19 protein-coding genes are annotated in these 19,555 nt (G+C 56.4%); 11 read left to right on the top strand and 8 right to left on the bottom strand.

Going from position 1 to position 19,555, the window contains the following annotated elements; genetic code table 11:
* Positions 1–12: 12 nt before the first annotated feature.
* Both AC6I8C_RS20415 and AC6I8C_RS20410 read right to left on the bottom strand, forming a co-directional pair.
* Complete coding sequence (locus AC6I8C_RS20415) at positions 13–1,398, bottom strand: diaminobutyrate--2-oxoglutarate transaminase (RefSeq protein WP_135910834.1); 1,386 nt, start codon at positions 1,396–1,398, stop codon at positions 13–15.
* A 463-nt stretch (positions 1,399–1,861) separates the two neighbouring features.
* A complete protein-coding gene (locus AC6I8C_RS20410; RefSeq protein WP_497823618.1) occupies positions 1,862–2,446 on the bottom strand; it encodes a TetR/AcrR family transcriptional regulator in 585 nt (194 codons plus the stop codon).
* A gap of 104 nt (positions 2,447–2,550) precedes the next feature.
* Between AC6I8C_RS20410 and AC6I8C_RS20405 the strand changes: the two genes are divergently transcribed.
* The gene (locus tag AC6I8C_RS20405; RefSeq protein ID WP_312118627.1) at positions 2,551–3,444 is read left to right on the top strand and encodes an ABC transporter six-transmembrane domain-containing protein; all 894 of its coding nucleotides are present in this window, start codon (positions 2,551–2,553) and stop codon (positions 3,442–3,444) included.
* Between the two features lie 102 nt (positions 3,445–3,546).
* Here the strand turns inward: AC6I8C_RS20405 and AC6I8C_RS20400 are convergent, their stop codons facing one another.
* Positions 3,547–4,296 carry an NAD-dependent epimerase/dehydratase family protein gene (locus tag AC6I8C_RS20400; protein WP_497823617.1) on the bottom strand — a complete coding sequence of 250 codons (750 nt, stop codon included), beginning with the start codon at positions 4,294–4,296 and terminating at the stop codon, positions 3,547–3,549.
* Positions 4,297–4,600: 304 nt separating this feature from the next.
* Here AC6I8C_RS20400 and AC6I8C_RS20395 point away from each other — a divergent pair, with 304 nt between their 5' ends.
* On the top strand, positions 4,601–5,797 hold the full coding sequence (locus tag AC6I8C_RS20395; protein ID WP_497823616.1) for an MFS transporter: 1,197 nt from the start codon (positions 4,601–4,603) through the stop codon (positions 5,795–5,797).
* Positions 5,798–6,220: 423 nt separating this feature from the next.
* Positions 6,221–6,433, top strand: coding sequence for a transcription antiterminator/RNA stability regulator CspE (gene cspE / locus AC6I8C_RS20390; protein ID WP_150011447.1), 213 nt, complete (start codon positions 6,221–6,223; stop codon positions 6,431–6,433).
* Positions 6,434–6,615: 182 nt separating this feature from the next.
* On the opposite strand, the gene lplA is transcribed toward cspE, so the two are convergent.
* Positions 6,616–7,632 carry a lipoate--protein ligase gene (lplA, locus tag AC6I8C_RS20385; protein WP_497823762.1) on the bottom strand — a complete coding sequence of 339 codons (1,017 nt, stop codon included), beginning with the start codon at positions 7,630–7,632 and terminating at the stop codon, positions 6,616–6,618.
* Between the two features lie 232 nt (positions 7,633–7,864).
* Here lplA and AC6I8C_RS20380 point away from each other — a divergent pair, with 232 nt between their 5' ends.
* From AC6I8C_RS20380 to AC6I8C_RS20360, 5 genes are all read left to right on the top strand, one after another.
* Complete coding sequence (locus AC6I8C_RS20380; RefSeq protein WP_497823615.1) at positions 7,865–8,776, top strand: DMT family transporter; 912 nt, start codon at positions 7,865–7,867, stop codon at positions 8,774–8,776.
* 145 nt (positions 8,777–8,921) lie between these two features.
* Complete coding sequence (locus AC6I8C_RS20375) at positions 8,922–10,151, top strand: MFS transporter (RefSeq protein ID WP_095707771.1); 1,230 nt, start codon at positions 8,922–8,924, stop codon at positions 10,149–10,151.
* Positions 10,152–10,177: 26 nt separating this feature from the next.
* On the top strand, positions 10,178–11,239 hold the full coding sequence (locus AC6I8C_RS20370; RefSeq protein ID WP_497823614.1) for a sugar phosphate isomerase/epimerase family protein: 1,062 nt from the start codon (positions 10,178–10,180) through the stop codon (positions 11,237–11,239).
* Positions 11,240–11,307: 68 nt separating this feature from the next.
* Positions 11,308–12,288 carry a LacI family DNA-binding transcriptional regulator gene (locus AC6I8C_RS20365; RefSeq protein ID WP_497823613.1) on the top strand — a complete coding sequence of 327 codons (981 nt, stop codon included), beginning with the start codon at positions 11,308–11,310 and terminating at the stop codon, positions 12,286–12,288.
* A gap of 163 nt (positions 12,289–12,451) precedes the next feature.
* Positions 12,452–13,177, top strand: a complete 726-nt coding sequence (locus tag AC6I8C_RS20360; protein ID WP_497823612.1) for a pirin family protein — start codon at positions 12,452–12,454, stop codon at positions 13,175–13,177.
* Between the two features lie 40 nt (positions 13,178–13,217).
* On the opposite strand, the gene AC6I8C_RS20355 is transcribed toward AC6I8C_RS20360, so the two are convergent.
* From AC6I8C_RS20355 to AC6I8C_RS20340, 4 genes are read right to left on the bottom strand one after another with little or no spacing between them, the layout of a single operon-like run.
* Positions 13,218–14,039: an alpha/beta fold hydrolase gene (locus AC6I8C_RS20355; RefSeq protein ID WP_135910825.1), complete on the bottom strand. Its 822-nt coding sequence runs from the start codon at positions 14,037–14,039 to the stop codon at positions 13,218–13,220.
* A gap of 50 nt (positions 14,040–14,089) precedes the next feature.
* Positions 14,090–15,715, bottom strand: coding sequence for an MFS transporter (locus tag AC6I8C_RS20350; protein ID WP_497823611.1), 1,626 nt, complete (start codon positions 15,713–15,715; stop codon positions 14,090–14,092).
* Positions 15,699–16,124 carry a DoxX family protein gene (locus AC6I8C_RS20345; protein ID WP_497823610.1) on the bottom strand — a complete coding sequence of 142 codons (426 nt, stop codon included), beginning with the start codon at positions 16,122–16,124 and terminating at the stop codon, positions 15,699–15,701. The genes AC6I8C_RS20350 and AC6I8C_RS20345 overlap by 17 nt, the downstream gene beginning before the upstream one ends.
* 2 nt (positions 16,125–16,126) lie before the next feature.
* Positions 16,127–18,004, bottom strand: a complete 1,878-nt coding sequence (locus AC6I8C_RS20340; RefSeq protein ID WP_497823609.1) for an amidohydrolase — start codon at positions 18,002–18,004, stop codon at positions 16,127–16,129.
* Positions 18,005–18,291: 287 nt separating this feature from the next.
* Between AC6I8C_RS20340 and AC6I8C_RS20335 the strand changes: the two genes are divergently transcribed.
* From AC6I8C_RS20335 to AC6I8C_RS20325, 3 genes are all read left to right on the top strand, one after another.
* Positions 18,292–18,984 carry a hydrolase gene (locus tag AC6I8C_RS20335; protein ID WP_497823608.1) on the top strand — a complete coding sequence of 231 codons (693 nt, stop codon included), beginning with the start codon at positions 18,292–18,294 and terminating at the stop codon, positions 18,982–18,984.
* A gap of 62 nt (positions 18,985–19,046) precedes the next feature.
* Positions 19,047–19,268, top strand: a complete 222-nt coding sequence (locus AC6I8C_RS20330; protein WP_497823607.1) for a DUF1427 family protein — start codon at positions 19,047–19,049, stop codon at positions 19,266–19,268.
* Positions 19,269–19,270: 2 nt separating this feature from the next.
* Positions 19,271–19,525 (top strand): XapX domain-containing protein, encoded by a 255-nt coding sequence (locus AC6I8C_RS20325; RefSeq protein WP_013196233.1) that lies wholly within the window; start codon positions 19,271–19,273, stop codon positions 19,523–19,525.
* Positions 19,526–19,555 lie beyond the last annotated feature (30 nt).

The raw sequence follows: 19,555 nt of genomic DNA, 5'->3' as shown, positions 1-19,555 counted from the left end.
CATTCACTCCACTTAAACTGCTTTCACGCCAGCGGACAGCAGGGCGTTTTCAAATTTATCCATGAACACGTCCAGTTCTGCATCTGTGATCAGCAGGGAAGGCAGCAGACGTAATACGCTGCCGTGACGTCCGCCACGCTCCAGAATCAGGCCGTTCTCAAAACATTTTTTCTGTACCAGCGCAGAAAGCTCACCATCTGCCGGGAAGCTGCCCATGTGGTCAGCAGGCTCGTCGGGTTTCACCAGCTCAATGCCGATCATCAGACCCAGACCACGCACGTTGCCGATAACCGGATAGCGCTGCTGCAGCTCGCCCAGTTTGCCTTTCAGCCATTCGCCCTGTGCCGCGACTTTGTCAGCGATGTTGTTGTCTTTCAGCAGCTTCAGCGTGGTCAGGCCGGTAGCCATCGCCAGCTGGTTGCCACGGAAGGTGCCGGTGTGGTGACCCGGAGACCAGGCATCGAACTCTTTCTTAATGCCCAGTACCGCCAGTGGCAGACCGCCGCCGACTGCTTTGGACATCACGATGATATCTGGCTCGATTCCCGCGTGCTCAAAGGCGAAGAATTTACCGGTACGGGCAATACCCGCCTGGACTTCGTCGATGATCAGCAGAATGCCGTGCTCTTTGGTCACTTTGCGGATGCGCTGCAGCCACTCAGCCGGTGCCGGGTTAACCCCGCCTTCACCCTGAACCGCTTCCAGAATCACCGCCGCAGGTTTGCGAACGCCGCTTTCAACATCATTAATCAGGTTTTCGAAGTAGTAGGTCAGCGCTTTCACGCCCGCTTCACCGCCAATGCCCAGCGGGCAGCGATAAAGGTGCGGATAAGGCATGAACTGCACTTCCGGCATCATGCCGTCTACGGCTTCTTTCGGTGACAGGTTGCCGGTGACCGACAGCGCGCCGTGGGTCATACCGTGATAGGCACCCGAGAAGCTGATGATACCGGAACGACCGGTGTGCTTTTTCGCCAGTTTCAGCGCCGCTTCAACGGCATCTGCGCCGGACGGGCCGGTAAACTGCAGGCAGTACTCTTTGCCCTGACCCGGTAATAACGAGAGCAGGTACTCAGAGAACTCATCCTTTAACGGCGTAGTTAAATCGAGAGTATGTAACGGCAAGCCGCTGGTAATGACATGTTGAATGCTCTGCAGAACGTCTGGATGGTTATGACCCAACGCCAGCGTTCCGGCTCCGGCAAGACAGTCGAGATACTGATTATTCTCGACGTCGGTGATCCAGACACCCTGAGCTTTCGCAATCGCGAACGGCAATTTGCGAGGATAACTTCGAACGTTTGATTCAAATTCAGCCTGACGGGCTAAATAGGTTTCGTTGGTTGCGTTTAAGTTCTGTGCATTCAAACTATCAATACGGACTTTATCCGTCATCATATCTCTCCTACAACCGGGACGGGCGTAGCGTCACAGTTGAATAAATGAATTAAAATGGGTGGCTATGTGTAAAGCGCGGCCAATATAGGTGTTTTTCAGGTCCGACTCAATGATTAATTTTGTCGGCAGATAACGGATTCTTTGCTATAGGAATCAATCAGTTGGTGGGTTTGTGACCGCATGCATTATTGCCGCTACGCTAACCGCTTTCTAATAAATGGCGTAAAAACACCAGCTTACCCGTTTCACCAGGCGCTAAGTCAATGATAATAATCTGTGTAAACAGCTGTTTCCGGCGAAAAACGCTATCAAAAAGGGGGCTTTTCAGACGTAAAAAGCATAAGTCAGCTTAACTGACGAACTCGCATTTATAGACGCTTAAAACTGCAGGCTAATTAAAATAATAAACCTTTCTTTAACATTTAATTAATATATGGCGAAAGGTAAACCGTAATAACCGGGATTAAGGGCATGACCCCAGGACAAATTCAACAAACTGGTCGAGGTCTGCCATGGCTTCGCGAGCTTTGGACTCTGAAGGATTCATGGTCAGCAAATCCGCATAGCCGTTCAGCATGGCGCTGATTTGCCTGGCGGTGCGGGGAACATCATCACACCGCAGCGTGCCGTCGGTGACACCGTCACGGATTATCCCCTCCATCAGTGCCTGCCACACTTCAGTCATCTCTTCAGCCAGTGCAGCATAAGCATCATTGTGCGCAGCCATCTGCCAGAAAGAGGCGTAGAGCTGCCAGGTGGCATCCGGCGCACTCGGCAGATGGCTTTCAAACAGGGTATGCAGCCGCTGACGCGGTGTGAGCACGGCCAGTGTGTCGGCAAAATTTTCAAAATCGACCCGCATGAAGCGTTCCAGCGCCGCCAGGCAGAGTGTCTGCCAGTTGCTGAAGTAGTGGTAAATATGACTGCGTGAAATACCTACTGACTCGGTGAGTTCACGGGTGGTCACTTTTTCGATCCCTTTCTCAATAAACAGGACTATCGCTGCATCCAGGATTTTGGCTCTTAATGCCTCAGCTGACTCTTTCATTATTCTCTCTATCACTGCCACGTTGACTTTGAGCAACTGCTCAAATAGACTGCTTTTCGTACTTGAGCAACCGCTCAAGAGTGACGCTATCAGAAACAGAAACTATGTCTTCCTCAAAAACGATCCTGCCCGTTGCGGCTCCCCGCAGCGCTATTCTGACATTAAAAATGCTTGGCCGCCGCCATAGCCGTAAGCTATTCCTCACGCTGCTGCTGGTGGTGGCGGAAAACGTCATGTATCTGCTTTATCCGCTGCTGGCGGGCTTCGCTATCAACGCCATACTCTCCGGCAGGACCTGGCATGCGGTGCTCTATGCGGCGATGGTCTTTACCATGTGGGCCATCGGCGCAGCGCGGCGCAGTGTCGATACCCGGACTTTTGCCCGCATCTATGCTGAGCTGGCCGTGCCGGTGATTGTGGCACAGCGCAGCGAAAAACAGAGCGCGTCGACGATTGCTGCGCGGGTGGCGCTGTCTCGCGAGTTTGTCGACTTTTTCGAGAAGCATCTGCCGGTGCTGATTACTTCGCTGGCGTCAATGACCGGTGCGGCAGTAATGCTGCTGGCTATCGAGTTTTGGACCGGCGCAGCCTGTCTGGCGATCCTGCTGTTCTTCGCCTGTTTCCTGCCGGGATTTACCCGCAAGAACGATGCGCTGTTTGGTCGTCTTAACAACCGGCTGGAGAAAGAAGTGAGCTTTGTCAGCAACGCGAACGCCGCGTCACTGGGACGACACTATGGCGTGCTGGCCAGTCTGCGGATCCGCCTCTCGGATCGGGAAGCGTGCGGCTATCTGGCTATCGGTAGCGTGGCGGCACTGCTGTTTGCGGTCACCATCGCGGTGATGTCGGGCCGTGGCGGCACCAATGCCGGTCATATCTATTCGGTAATGACCTATATGTGGATGTTTGCCATGAGCCTGGATGATGGCCCTCAGCTGCTGGAGAAATATTCACAGCTCAAAGACATTGGCCGTCGGGTGAATACCGGCACGCACTGATTTGCCGATCTCTGGCACATAGCTGAAGCAACCGCCGGACTGCCCGGCGGCTGTTGAGATAAAGCGCCAGAACCCGGCACCGCAACGACCGCGGGAGCTGGGTTAATAATCCAGTTCGCCCGGCGTAAAGGCGCTGAATGCGTTATCGGACGGCATATAGCCCAGCACCTCGCGCGTCTGTGTCAGATCGAAGCGTTTAAAGCGGTTATCGGAAATGCCGTAGCCAATAAAGAAGGTGATGTTCTCTGCTTCGACTGCCCCGGTCAGCAAGCGGACGGCATCATCCGGACTCAGCCAGGCGCTGTAATCCCGCGCCGTGTGCTGGCTGTTATCCAGTTTTGCTTCAAACGCTCCGATTCTCAGTGCCACGCAGCTCAGACCCTGCTGGCTGGAATAGAAAGCGCAAAGGGCTTCCCCATAACATTTGGTGACGCCATACAGATTTGCAGGACAGACAGCCATGCCGGGATGTAACTGAACATCTGTCGGATAGCCCTCAATGGTCTGCGCACTGCTGGCAAACACCAGACGACGACAGCGATGCTCTGCGGCTGCCTTCAGTAACCAGGTGGTGGAGAGAATGTTCGCGGGCAGCAGATCGTCGAAACTGGCCTGTGCATCAGGGATACCGGCGAGGTGGATGACGGTATCGACAGATTCGTCTGACAGTAAGCTCGCTGCCGCATCCGGTTGCGACAAATCCGCTGCGATAAACCGATTCGGGGCGGGGATTGCGTAGTCGGGCTGCCGCACATCCGTCAGGATAAAACGGTAGCGACTCTGGGTGGCGGCGAAGAACGTCCGGCCAATGCGTCCGCTGGCACCGGTAAGAAGGATCACTCTGGTCGTCATCTGCTGATTCCTGTTAAGTAACCTGTTAAAAAAAGACGCGTTAACCGGTCAGTTAAGCAGACATTCCCGACTTAAGCCTGCATGGCCTCTCCGGATTGTGAGCGGGCACATAACGATTCGCTCGAGACCTGCACAGTGCAAGCCTGCCGCTGGAACAGCCTTAACTGTGCGTCAGATCACAAAATGGGTTGCTTAGCGCGGCATGACTTTCTATAGTCAAACCGCTTCATCCGGACGGGAACACGTTCTGCTTTCTCCCGCCGGCTCACGTCAGCTTTTCAGTTCAGGCCATTGGGAATCAATTTTGTTAAGAAAAAATCATAAAACCGACGATGCCGGTTTTGTCCGCTGGGCATTACTCGCTCTTGCGCTAGGCGGCTTTGGGATCGGAACCGGTGAGTTCATCATGATGGGCCTGCTGCCCGATGTTTCACGCTCTCTGTCGATCACCGAACCGCAGGCGGGCAACGCCATCGCCAGTTACGCGCTGGGTGTGGTAGTGGGCGCACCGTTTATTGCCGTTCTGGCGGCGCGGATGGCGCGCAAATCGCTGCTGCTGATCCTGATGGCGCTGTTCAGCGTCGGCAATGTCGCCAGCGCGATGGCCGACAGCTATCACGGCCTGCTGGTGGCGCGCTTTCTGACCGGCCTGCCGCACGGGGCTTACTTTGGCGTGGCATCGCTGGTGGCGGCTTCACTGGTGCCGCTTGAACGGCGCGGTCGTGCGCTGGCGTCCCTGATGCTGGGACTGACGGTGGCGACGCTGATTGGCGTGCCGCTGGGCTCATGGATTGGGCAGCTATTCAGCTGGCACGTGGTGTTCACCTTTGTGGGCGCGATTGGTCTTCTGACCTGCCTGCTGATTGGTCGCTATGTGCCCTACACGCCAGGCGATGCGGATGCACATCCGCTGCGCGAACTGGGCGCGCTGAAAAACCCACAGGTGCTGCTGACCCTGCTGGTAGGCGCGGTCGGCTTTGGCGGCATGTTCGCGATCTTCAGCTATATCGCCCCGACGCTGATTAATATCGCTGGCATCTCTCCTTCACTCATCCCATGGGCAATGGTGGCGTTTGGACTGGGAATGATCATCGGTAATCTGGTCGGTGGCCGCCTGGCTGATGGTGCGGTGCTCAACATTATTGGCTGGACGCTGTTATGGAACGTGCTGGTGATGCTGGCTTTCCCGGTACTGGTTCAGCATGTGGCCACCGGGCTGCTGGCGACCTTCCTGATTGGCACCTGCTCGGTGCTGCTGCCGTCGTTACAGATTCGCCTGATGGATGTCGCCAATGATTCACAAACGCTGGCGGCTGCAATGAACCATTCGGCGCTGAATATCGCCAATGCGATGGGCGCTTATCTCGGTGGCCTGACGGTGTCGCTGGGCTATGGCTGGATCTCAACAGCCTGGGTCGGCGTGGCGCTGGGTGTGGCCGGTCTGATGGTGTTTGTGATGGCGGCGCGCCATGCTGCGCGTCAGCAGGTTCAGCCAGCCTGACCGAAATAGTGCAGGGCGCAGCGACAGACATGGCCGCTGCGCCGCATTTGCCCGGACCTGCCGTATTATTTTTCTCCAACGCTAATCACGTCGTTTTAATTAATCTGACCGTTCAGCAATCATTATCCATCCGACAGCCCTGAAAATTGAAAAGGCTTTAAAAATCAATCAGAGCGCTCCGGACGTCTGGATGTTAAAATTAAATTAAAATAATGTTTGCTTAAGTCGCTCAGGCATGACTTAATAGCGACCTCGGTTTGGAACACAGACCTTATCAAAGCAGTTTTAGTAAAGCAGTCCTCAGTGCAAGCGATATCTCTAGATACCCCTTCTTCATGAGTCTCCTCCTAAAATCCTGGTAAGTAACCTTCTGGAAGACAGGCCATCTTCGCCACTTGTGGCTCATAAATTAAGGAAATATCGATGTCTGATAAAATGACTGGTTTAGTAAAATGGTTTGACGCGGGTAAAGGCTTCGGTTTTATCTCTCCTCAGGACGGCAGCAAAGATGTATTCGTACATTTCTCTGCAATCCAGAGCAACGATTATAAAACTCTGGACGAAGGCCAGCAGGTCGAATTCACGATTGAAAACGGCGCTAAAGGTCCTTCAGCGGCAAACGTAGTTCCTATGTAAGCCTCTGTTATCAATAACGCTTACAATCGCGATGACGGCAATAGCCTGAGCAGATAAGCCTGAATTGATAATAAAAAAACCCGCCTTGTGCGGGTTTTTTGCGTTTATGCCTGGCTGAATATATGCGCGATGTCTTCGTCCGCGACAGCGTTTCGCGCGGGCCAGTCTCAGACTGAGCCTGTTCATCTTAAGCTTGCGATTAGCCACTGCTGCAATTCTGTCAGCTCCGCCTGCTGTGCCGGGAAATCGGCAACCAGCTGACTCAGCACTCGCTCCAGTGCATCGGGCCGGTAAGTGACGTTCTGCATCCGCTGGGCCAGCGCTTCGAGCGGCGCGGGATTGAGGCTGTCGCTGAAAATCTGACAGCGGCTGATTGCGCCGCGTTCGACATCGAAGTGAATTTCCACACCGCCCCAGACAAAACGCTGGTCCAGCAGATGCGAGAAGTCAGGTGCCTGACCGAAATTCCACGCCCAGCTACTCTGCTTTGCGAACTGCTCAGTAAATTCAGGCAGGTCGGGCAGGGCATCGGGAGAGATCATCTCCGGCTCACACTGCTCGCCGAAATGTTCAAAAAATGCGTCCGTCACCGCGGAGCAGATCGCCTGATAGCTGATACCCGGCGTTAACTCCGTCAGATTGGCGACCCTGGCGCGCACTGACGTAATCCCTTTGGCCTGCAGTTTCTTCACATCAGGATTAAGGTAATCTGCCAGCCGGGAAAGATCGGCATCCATCAAAATAGTGCCGTGATGAAAACCGCGATCGGGTGTTTCACGATACGCAGACCCGGAGATTTTGCGGAGTCCGTCAGCGGTGTTCACCACTAAATCGTTACGGCCGGATGCTTCCGCCGGAACGCCCAGCGCGTTCAGTGCGCGCAGGATAATGGCAGTTGAAACGCTTTTATCGTACTCCGGCTTGCCGGCCATAAAGGTAAAACAACAGTTGCCGAGATCGTGAAACACCGCGCCACCGCCGCTGCTGCGACGCGCCAGACGGATACCATCTTCCGCCATGCGCCGGGTGTTACACTCTTTCCACGGATTCTGCGCCCGCCCAATCACCACCGTCTCCGCATTCCGCCACAGGAACAGCACCCGCTGGGTGGCGGGCATCTGCCGGAAAATGCACTCTTCGACCGCGAGGTTAAACCAGGGATCACTGGATTCCGATAACAGTAAACGCAGCGTGGACATCATTAACTCCCGTTCCATATGAGAAGCGGCCCATAAAAACAGGGCAGAACGCAGAAGTCTACCAGCACGAACACGGACCCACATGCCTGTTCATGCCGTGATGCGGCGGCAAAAAAAGATAATCTGCCGTCTGCGGCGCAATCACAGCAGATTGCTGCACAGCATTGTGCCAGTATGTTGTCTGGGTGTGCTGATTTTACTGCTTATTTTCCCCACTGAGATTAAAAACCCTATGAACGCGTCCGCTGGCATAGCGATGAAGATCACAGCTGCGTTGAGTTCCACGCTGATGCTGGCCTGTGTAAAAGGACTGGATGGCACAATCCCGGTCGGCGAAGTGATCTTTTTCCGCTCTGTGCTGGCACTGGTCCCGCTGCTTATCTGGCTGCGTTTCCAGGGCAGCGTGCTGGAGGGCATCCGCACCCGTAATATTCGTGGGCATTTTGTGCGCGGACTGGCCGGAACCGGCGGCCTCTATTTCAGCTATCTGTCGCTGCTCTACATCTCACTGACCGACGCCACCGCGATTAACTATGCTGCGCCGCTGTTTACCGTGCTGCTGGCGGCACTGCTGCTGCGTGAAAAAGTGCGGCACCATCGCTGGGTGGCGGTCTTTACCGGTTTCAGCGGCATTCTGGTGATGTTTTCCGGGCATCTTTCGCTGACGCAGTCGGCGTCATTCTCGCTCTCCGCGTCGGCGGGCATTCTGCTGGCGCTGATGGCGGCTTTCTGTACCGCCTGTGCGCTGGTCCAGATTCGGTTTCTTAACGGCGTAGAGAAGCCGGGTGCCATCGCCTTCTGGTTCGCCGTCACCACAGCGTTAACGTCGCTGATCACGCTGCCGGGCGGCTGGATAGTGCCGCACGGTAATCAGGTAGCGCTACTGATAGGCTGTGGGCTGCTGGGCGGAATCACGCAGATTCTGATGACCCTGAGCCTGCGCTACGCCGAAGCCTCGCTGCTGGCGCCGTTCGATTACACCACGCTGATCTGGTCTGTCGCGGTGGGCTATCTGTTGCTGGGTAACCTGCCGACTACCACTACGGTCATCGGTGCGGTTCTGGTGGTGTGCGGCGGCCTCTATTCAGTGCTTTATGAGCGCTACCGTTTTCGTAAAGCGCGGTTAGCGGATATCACGACCTGAGCAGATGTCACATCACAATGATGAATAACGAAATGATGATAACGTACTGTTATCAATTTGTGATCGCGGCGAAAGAATGAACGGTTGTAATCGATTACTTTTAAATCCGGCAGAAAGTAATCGATTACTTATTTTTGAGGTTCTCATGATTGCGACAGTGCAGGAGAGTGCAGGTCAGCGGGTACAGCATAAGCTGCTGGTGCCGCGCCTCTCTCTGATGATGTTTATGCAGTTCTTTATCTGGGGCAGCTGGTCGGTAACGCTGGGGCTGGTGATGACCCGTCACAATATGCCGTTGCTGATTGGGGATGCGTTTTCAGCCGGGCCTATTGCGTCGATTCTCTCGCCGTTTGTGCTCGGTATGCTGGTAGACCGCTTCTTTCCCTCGCAAAAAGTGATGGCCGTGATGAATCTGGCGGGTGCAGCGATTCTCTGGTTCGTGCCGCAGGCACTGATCGCAGAAAACGGCGCGTTGCTAATCGCCCTGTTATTTGGCTATACGCTCTGCTTTATGCCGACGCTGGCGCTCTCGAATAACATCGCCTTTCACAGTCTCGCCAGCAGTGAGAAGAGTTTCCCCATTGTCAGGGTCTTCGGCACTATCGGCTGGATCGTGGCGGGGATCTTTATCGGCGTGACCGGCATTGCGGACAGCGTCGCGGTGTTCCAGCTGGCGGCACTCTGTTCGGTCCTGCTGGCCATTTATAGCCTGACGCTGCCTCACACACCGGCACCGGCTAAAGGTTTACCATTAAAAGTCCGCGATCTCTTCTGCGCCGACGCCTTCGCCTTACTGCGCCTGCGGCATTTCATGGTCTTTGCGCTGTGCGCCACCCTGATCTCCATTCCGCTCGGCACCTACTACGCCTTTACCGCCTCCTGGCTAGCTGATGCCGGTATCCGCGAAGTCAGCACGCTGATGTCGCTGGGCCAGATGTCTGAAATCGCCTTCATGCTGATCATCCCACTGCTGTTTCGTCGCCTGGGTGTGAAGTACATGCTGCTGATTGGGATGACGGCGTGGTTTGTCCGCTATGCCCTGTTTGCGCTGGGCATGAGTGATGAGACGCGCACGCTGATCTACCTCGGCATTCTGCTGCATGGCGTCTGCTATGACTTCTTCTTCGTGGTGGGCTTTATCTATACCGATCGGATTGCCGGTGAAAAGGTAAAAGGGCAGGCGCAGAGCATGGTGGTGATGTTCACCTACGGCATAGGCATGCTGCTGGGGTCGCAAATCTCCGGCGCACTCTATAACCATCTGGTTGCAGGTCACGCCAGCGCGCAGAGCTGGGCAATCTTCTGGTGGATCCCTGCGGTTGCCGCTGCACTGATTGCGATTATCTTCTTCTTCTCGTTTAAATACCGTGATTAGGCGGTAGCGAAAAACAGGAGCTACTGATGAAAACAGTTAAGGGTCCGGGCATCTTTCTGTCGCAGTTTATCACTTCACAGCCGCCGTTTAATTCGCTGGCGGGTCTGGCGGAGTGGGCCGCCGCGCTGGGATATCGGGCGCTGCAGATCCCCTGTCACCAGCCCGCTATATTCGACCTTGAAAAGGCAGCGGTCAGCCAGACTTATTGTGATGATGTCCGGGGAATGCTGGCCGGTTTCGGACTGGAGATCAGCGAGCTGTCTACCCATCTTGAAGGGCAGCTGGTGGCGGTGAACCCGGTATACGACCTCGCATTTGATAATTTTGCGCCAGCAACACTGCGTGGCGATCCCGCCCGGCGCACCGACTGGGCTACCGCCGCCCTGAAGCGTGCGGCGGCAGCCTCGGAAAAACTCGGTCTGCGCGCACACGCGACGTTTTCCGGCTCGCTTGCGTGGCCCTGGTTCTATCCCTGGCCGCCGCACCATGAAGCGCTGTTCGACGAGGCATTTACCGAGCTGGCCCGGCGCTGGTTGCCGGTACTGGATGTGTTTGACCATCACGGCGTTGACCTCTGCTATGAGATTCATCCCGGCGAAGACCTGCATGACGGTGTCACGTTTGAGCGTTTTCTGACAGAGGTGAATCACCATCCGCGCTGCAATATTCTGTTTGACCCCAGCCATCTGCTGCTGCAACACATCGACTATCTGCAGTTCATCGACCTCTACCATTCGCGTATCAGAGCCTTTCACGTTAAGGATGCTGAATATCAGCTTAACGGACGCAGCGGCGTCTATGGCGGTTATCAGCCCTGGCTGGCCCGTGCCGGACGCTTTCGCTCGCCGGGCGACGGGCAGATCGACTTCAATGGTATCTTCAGCAAGCTGGCGCAGTATGACTATGACGGCTGGGCCGTGCTGGAGTGGGAGTGCTGCCTGAAGGAGGGCGAAACCGGGGCGCGCCAAGGTGCAGCGTTTATCCGTCGCCATATTATTCCCGTAGCTGACCGCGCGTTTGATGATTTTGCGTTAGCAGAGAACGCCCCATCGGTACGCCACCAGCTGGGTCTGGATCGCAATGCCTGAAATGGCGGTGTGGATTCAGCGGATGAGCGGTGAGTCGGCTTTGCTCGTATTAAATCAGAGGGATCTTTATGTCTGTTCAGAAAATCGCCCGGATGGCGGGTGTTTCAGTTGCCACGGTTTCCAGGGTGCTGAATAACAGCGACAGCGTAAAACCGGCTAATCGTCAGAAGGTGCTCGCGGCTATCGATGAGAGCCAATATCAGCCCAACCTGCTGGCTCGTCAGCTGCGCACGGCGCGCAGCTCGATGATTCTGGTGCTGGTTTCAGATATCTCCAACCCGTTCTGCGCCGAGGTGGTTAAAGGCATAGAGGCGCACGCCGAGAAAAATGGCTATCGCATCCTGCTGTGCAACTCGGGCGCGGAGATAGAACGTTCACGCTCCAGCCTGCAACTGCTCTCCGGCAAAATGGTGGATGGCATCATTACGATGGATGCCTTCAGCAAGCTGCCTGAGCTGAGTCAGCTGATAGGCGCGGCACCCTGGGTTCAGTGCGCCGAACATGATGACATGGGCCAGGTTTCCTGCGTCGGTATTGACGATGATGTCGCTGCGCAGTCCGTGGTGCAGTTCCTTGCGGCGCGGGGACGTCAGCGCATCGCGTTAATCAATCACGACCTCCGCTACCGATATGCCCGACTGCGTCAGCAGGGCTACACCCGCCAGCTCAAAGAACAGCACCTGACCTGGCAGGCGATTGCCTATGCCAGCGAGTTAAGCTTCAGCGCGGGTAAAGCGGCGATGGAGCAGCTGCTGGCGGACGAAACCGTTCCTGACGCGGTCTTTGCCGTGTCTGATACGCTTGCCGCTGGTGCCATGACGGCGATTCAGCAGGCGGGGTTACGGATACCTGATGATATCGCCGTGGTGGGGTTTGACGGCAGCGAACTGGCTGAAATGGTCTCGCCGCCACTGACGACGCTGGCGCAGCCCTCAAAGGAGATAGGCCGTCGGGCCTGTGAACTGGTGTTGCAGAAAATTGCCCGGCCCGATGCGCCTTCACAATGCGTGATCATGCCGGGTGAGCTGGTGGTTCGGGGCAGCAGCTAAACACGCGGCTCGCCTGCCATTACTCCGTTTAACCACGCCTCTATTGTCCACTAAAAAGCGACAGTGATTGCCATTTAATGCCATTGTGTGACTCTCTGGTTTACTTATATGCTGTTTCCATCGAAGGGCATTCGCACTTCCCGAATCAACGAAGGGGCAGAATATGATTGAGCAAAGATTGTCAGAGCAACGTGGTGTGGGCGATCACGGCTGGCTGAATTCACGTCACACCTTCTCTTTTGCAAACTACTGGGACCCAAAACAGGCGGGCTTCTCCGATCTGCTGGTGATCAATGATGATCGTGTCGCTAAAGGACGTGGTTTTGGTGCTCATCCGCACAGCAATATGGAGATCATCTCTTATGTGCTGGAAGGCGCGCTGGAGCACAAAGACTCAATGGGCACCGGCTCGGTGATTGTTCCCGGCGATGTGCAGCTGATGAGTGCGGGCAGTGGGGTGACCCACAGTGAGTTCAACCACTCAGGTACTGACGGCGTGCATTTCCTGCAAATCTGGGTGGTGCCTGCTGAGAAGAACACGCCGCCAGGTTACCAGCAGATCTCCGTCAGCGAAGCGGATAAACGCGGTAATCTGCGACTGATCATTTCGCCAGAGGGTGAAAACGGGACGTTGCGGGTGCGTCAGGATATTCGCATCTACGCGGGATTGTTCCAGGGCGATGAGCAGCAGACGATCACGCTGCCGGACGATCGCTACGCCTATATTCATGTGGCGCGGGGCAGTGTGCGGGTCAATGGCCTGCAGTTTAAGGCCGGAGACGGCGCGCGGGTGCGTGATGAGAAAACGCTGTCGTTCAGTCACGGTGACGGGGCAGAAGTGCTGTTATTCGATCTGCGTCCTAATGAAGTGAATCATCCAACCCGTTAAAACAGAAACTGCGCGGCTTTCACCGCGCAGTTTTTTTTCATCACTGCGCGTTAAGGAACGCCAGCAGATCCTGATTCAGCTGATCCTGATGCGTTACCGCGAAACCATGCGGCGCATTGTCATAGACCTTGAGTTCAGCACCCTCAATCATCTCCGCCGCCACTTTGCCGGTGGATTCAAACGGCACGATCTGGTCGTTGCTGCCATGAATCACCAGCGTCGGCACATTCACTTTCGCTACGTCAGCACGGAAATCGGTTTCCGCAAACGCGGTAACGCAGTCCACGGTACTTTTTAGCGAGGCCAGCAGCGCGATATTCAGCGTCTGCGTCATCACGCCATCTGAAACGGTCTGTCCGGCGTTGGTGCCATAAAACGGTGTGGCGAACTCTTTGATAAACTGCGCGCGATCTTTGAGCAGACCCTCACGAATCCCCTCGAATACCGACATATCGACACCCTGCGGGTAGTCTGCCGTTTTGCCAAAGATAGGCGTAACGGCACCCAGCAGCACCAGCGCCGCGACGCGATCGCTGCCGTAACTGCCGATGTAGCGCGTAACGTCGCCGCCACCCATGGAAAAGCCCACCAGCGTCACGTTCTGCAGGTCAAGATGGGTGATCAGGTCATTAATATCCGAGGCGAAGGTATCGTAGTCGTTACCGGTCCAGGGCTGATCGGAGCGACCAAAACCACGACGGTCAAATGCAATAACCCGATAGCCGTTATCGGCCAGGAATTTCATCTGGCTGTCCCACATATCGGCATCCAGCGGCCAGCCGTGGCTGAACAACACAGGCTTACCGGTACCCCAGTCTTTGAAGTAGATTTGTGTGCCGTCGGTCGTTTTAAAGGTGCTCATGGTATTGCCCTCTGTATGACGTGATGGATAAAAAGTTGGTATTACGCCAGTCACACTGGCGCCACCAGATAGCGAACTTCGGGTGAGCTCTCGCCCTGATGAAAAGCGAAAACCCGCCGCTCTATTTTTTTATCGTTGATGGTGTAGCGCTCTTTCTGACGCAGATGCTCGACCCAGGAGCCGACCACAAACGTCTCAACGAAAATGCCGGGCTGCAGAATATCTTCATAAAGCGACCAGTTGATGGCGCCACCGCGGCGTCTGACCCGTCGCATATCCTGCATGCAGACGATAAAAGCGTGTGCATCATCAATAGTAATCCGGTATTCGTAATTCACCATAACCGGCCCGCGTTCGTGACGAATATCCAGCGCAGGTGCATTGACGCCGTCACCGATCATGTCGAGATTGAGATCGGGATCCTGATCGAGTCGCCAGCGCCAGACGGTGCTGCTGGCCAGCACCATACCCAGCGCCGCGATACAGAGCGACAGCGGAATGCTGAAGTGAGAGGCGAGCTGTCCCCAGAGTGCGCTACCTGCGGTCATGGAGCCAAAGAAGACCGTCAGATAAACCGCCAGCGCACGCGCTTTTACCCATTTCGCGGCGCTGCGCTGTGCGCCGAGATTCAGCGTCGAGAGTACCGCTATCCAGGCAAAGCCGGTAAAGAACTCAAACGCGTTCAGCAGCCAGAAGTGCCGTACAAAGGCCAGCGCCAGCATAGTCAGGGCAAAGATCAGACTGGCGAGCACCATCAGGCGATCGGAGCTCAGACGACGACGCAGACGCGGCAGCAGCACGGCACCGGTAATCGCGCCGACGCCGATGCAGGCCAGCATAATGCCGTAGCCACCGGGGCCGAGGCCGAGTTCACGACGCGCGACCAGCGGCAGCAAAGCCCAGCCTGCGCTGCCAAAAAGGAAGAACGCGAAGGTCCGCACCAGCACGTTACGCAGGACCGGTGCCGCATGCACATAGCGCAGACCGGCACGCACCGCCGGGAAGAAATGCTCCGGCGGTAGGCGCTGCACGCTCGGCTCCGCTTTCCAGCGCCAGAGCACCCAGGCGACGCCCAGCACGGACAACGCATTGAGCAGGAAAACCATCCAGGGGCCGGTGAATGAGAGGATCAGGCCGCCCAGCGCCGGACCGATAGCGCGACTGATATTAATGCCGAGCGAGTTAAGCGCAATGGCGGCCCCCAGTTCCGGTTTAGTCACCAGATCCGGCACGATCGCCTGGAAGGGCGGTGAACTCATGGCAGCACCCGCGCTCAGCAAAAAAGCAGCGCCCAGCAGCACTTCAGGTGTTACATGGCCGGTCCAGGCTAACACCGTCAGCCCGGCCGCGGCAATAAAGGTCCAGAGCTGGGAAAACAGCAGATATTTGCGGCGATCAACGATATCTGCCATCACGCCTGAGGGCAGCGCGAACAGAAACATCGGCAGACTGCTGGCTGCCTGCACCAGCGCTACGGCCAGCGGGTCGGCACTCAGCGTCAGCATGCTCCAGTTCACGCCCACATCGTTCATCCAGGAGCCGATATTGGAGACCACGGTGGCGATCCACAGCATGCGGAACACCGGCTGGCGCAACGGCTGTAGTGGTGAAAACTCACCTGAAGTCGCCTCAGGCTGTTCCTGATCGAGCTGGTGGATATCATGAACCTGTGCCATAACGTCTCCCCTGAGGTTTTGTCGCGCCGATGCGCCAGCCGCCAGGCCCGGTCAGCGCGAGCGTGGTAAAGATAATCAGCAGCAGCCAGCCGAACTGGCCTTCAGCCAGTGACCAGCCAGGGTGAACCACTAGCATCGCCACCAGCAGCACCGCGATGATCGGCAGGCAGGCCATCCGGGTTCCCCAGCCGATGATAATAAAAATCGGGCAGATGACTTCCGCTACGATCGCCGGCAACAGGCTCATCATCGGTCCCAGCCCGAAGGGATCTTCGATACGCGTCAGTTCTTCGCTGAAATGGAGAATTTTCGGCAATCCATGCACCTGCAACAGCAGCAGGCTGCCGGTCAGCCGCAGGAAGAACAGCCCCGCGTTGATACGGGGCGAAAGAGTAATAGCGCTATTCATGATTAAAACGCGAAGCAGCTGCAGCCGAGCGCGCCCCAGAAGGCGTTATCTTCGGCGACCGGCACGCTGGAACCCCGCGCAATATCATGCGAGTGTTGATGAACCCCACACGGACCGCTGCAGTGGTGGACGGCGGGCATCATACCTGCACGGCTCTGCGCAACCGGCGGGGCGCTGCGATAGTGACCCGGCACGTTAACCACTGGCGACCACTCAGGCAGGACCGGAATCGCGGGTGGCGCATCCGCGCTGAACGAACCAGCGGCATAGACAATATTGCCATCCACCACGGTCAGCACCGACTCAATGCCTTTGATTTCTTCTTCAGGGACGCTGAAGAAGTCTTTGCTCAGCACGGCCAGATCCGCCAATTGCCCGATTTTGATCTGGCCTTTTTTACCCTGTTCACTGGAGAACCAGGCGCTGCCCTGGGTCCAGAGCATCAGCGCCGTTTCACGGTCAGGGCGGGCACTGACGTCATACATCTGCATGCCGCCCACGGTGCGACCGGAAACCAGCCAGTAGAGCGCGGTCCAGGGGTTGTAGCTGGCGACGCGGGTCGCATCGGTGCCGAGTCCTACCGGAACGCCGGTCTCCAGCATTTTCTGCACCGGCGGCGTGTGGCGGGTCGCTTCGATGCCGTAGCGCTCAGCAAAATATTCACCCTGGAATGCCATACGATGCTGCACGGCAATGCCACCGCCCAGCTCTTTAATACGATCAATATTGCGCTGGGTGATCGTTTCCGCATGGTCAAAGAACCAGTGCAGATTATTGAACGGGATATCGCGATTCACTTTTTCGAATACATCCAGCATCCGGCTGATCGACTCGTCATAAGTCGCATGCAGGCGGAATGGCCAGCGATGCTCCACCAGATGCCGCACCACGCGCTCCAGCTCATCTTCCATACCGGGCGACAGGTCGGGACGCGGCTCCAGGAAATCTTCGAAGTCAGCAGCCGAGAAGACCAGCATTTCACCTGCGCCGTTGTGACGGAAATAGTCGCTGCCCTGGCCTGGCGTCAGCATGTCCGTCCACTTCTCAAAATCTTCCAGTTCATGCCCCGGACGCTGCGTGAAGAGGTTATAGGCGATACGCAGCGTCATCTGTTTTTTCTGATGCAGCTCAGCGATCACTTCATAATCTTCGGGATAGTTCTGGAAGCCGCCACCGGCGTCAATTGCGCTGGTCAGGCCCAGACGGTTCAGCTCGCGCATAAACTGGCGGGTGGAGTTGATCTGCTGTTCCAGCGGCAGCTTCGGGCCTTTCGCCAGCGTGGCGTAGAGGATCATCGCATTGGGACGGGCAATCAGCAGGCCGGTGGGATTGCCGTTACTATCGCGCTGGATTTCACCCCCTGGCGGGTTCGGCGTCTCTTTGGTATAGCCGACCACTTTCAGTGCGGCGCGGTTGAGCAGGGCGCGGTCATAAAGGTGCAGCAGGAAAACCGGTGTGTCAGGGGCCGCTTCGTTGATCTCATCCAGCGTCGGCATCCGGCGCTCGGCAAACTGGAACTCGGTCCAGCCACCGACGACACGTACCCACTGCGGTGACGGGGTACGCAGCGCCTGTGCTTTCAGCATCCGCAGCGCATCGGCCACCGACGGTACACCTTCCCAGCGCAGCTCAAGGTTGTAGTTCAGCCCGCCGCGGATCAGATGCAGGTGTGAATCGTTCAGGCCCGGCACGGCGGTGTGGCCTTTTAGATCGATCACTTTGGTGCCGTCACAGTGATACTCCATCGCCTCTGCCAGCGTACCGACCGCAACAAATTTGCCATCACGAATTGCCACGGCTTCTGCGACCGGATTGCTGCGGTCAACAGTATGAAATTTGCCATGGGTCAGTATCAGTTCAGCTTTACCCAGCGTAACCATAGTTCCTCCTCAACGGGGTTGTCCGACTCAGCGCGGGACAGGAAGTGCCGCAATAAGCAGGGCACGAATAAGCCGGATTATGGTGAGCGGGCTGAGGGATCGTCTAGTTATACAGAGGGATACCTATACCTTCGTATAGTTATACGCAGAGATAATAGTTTGCCGTGGCGCGTCGCCCTACACTTCGACCAGACAGCCAGCAGCAGGACAACAAACCTGCCCTGACCGTATTTTTGCTCCGCGCCGGTTGGCGGAAATTCCGTTACTTAACCTCTATGGGTGAACGCATGTCCAACGCAAAGCTTGAAGTCCTCACGCCACATAACAGCCAGATTATCTTCATCGACCAGCAGCCGCAGATGGCCTTTGGCGTGCAGTCGATTGACCGTCAGGTGCTGAAAAACAACACCGTTGCGCTGGCGAAGGCGGCAAAAGTCTTCGATATCCCGACCATCATTACCACGGTCGAAACCGAAAGCTTCTCCGGTCATACCTATCCGGAGCTGCTGGATGTCTTCCCTGGTCAGGATATCCTGGAGCGCAGCTCGATGAACTCCTGGGATGACCAGAAAGTGCGTGATGCCCTGGCGGTGAACGGCAGGAAAAAAGTGGTGGTGTCGGGACTCTGGACAGAGGTTTGTAACAACAGCTTTGCCCTGTGCGCGATGCTGGAAGGCGACTACGAAATCTATATGGTGGCCGACGCGTCAGGCGGTACCACCAAAGAAGCGCACGACTACGCGATGCAGCGCATGATCCAGGCGGGAGTGGTGCCGGTGACCTGGCAGCAGGTGATGCTGGAGTGGCAGCGTGACTGGGCCAACCGTGACACTTACGATGCGGTGATGAACATCGCTAAAGAGCATTCAGGTGCCTATGGCATTGGTGTGGATTACGCCTACACCATGGTGCATAAGGCACCGTCTCGTCAGAAAAGTGAACACCGTACTCTGGCACCGGTTCACGCGCCGGTCCGCTAAGGGTCGCTCTGCTGATCGGCACGTGCTGCCGGTCAGCAGACGGGCATCACAGGAGTCCGGTCATGAATCCTTTACTTCTTTCCCTGGCGGCAGGGGTGCTGATTGGCGTGCTGTACGGCCTGCTTAAGGTCCGTTCACCCGCTCCGCCTGCGATTGCGCTGGTAGGCCTGCTAGGAATGTTACTGGGCGGGGCGCTGGTGCAGGCGATGATACCCGCGGCGCATGCGACCGTCCTGCATTCGCTCAGCGATCAGCCTGAAACACACCCGTTGCGGATAAGCTGAACATGTTGAAATCCTACATTATTTCTCTCACGGTGGGCCTGCTTGCCGGGGTAATCTATGCGCTGATTAACGTTAACTCTCCGGCTCCGCCTATTATTGCTCTGGTGGGGCTGTTCGGCATGCTGGTGGGTGAACAGGTCATTCCGCTGGCTAAACGTCTGCTTCGCCGTCAGCCGGTGACGCTGAAGTGGTTTCGCCATGAGTGTGTGCCAAAAATCAGTGGGACACCGCCACCCGATGGCGATAACACCCCTTAAGTCCTCGCGTACCGCACAGTGAGGCGTTCC

This window comes from Pantoea sp. X-Soil-YNGN-844 (assembly GCF_059730595.1).
Note: the sequence above shows the minus strand (reverse complement) of the source record. Positions and strands in the feature narration are given on the sequence as shown.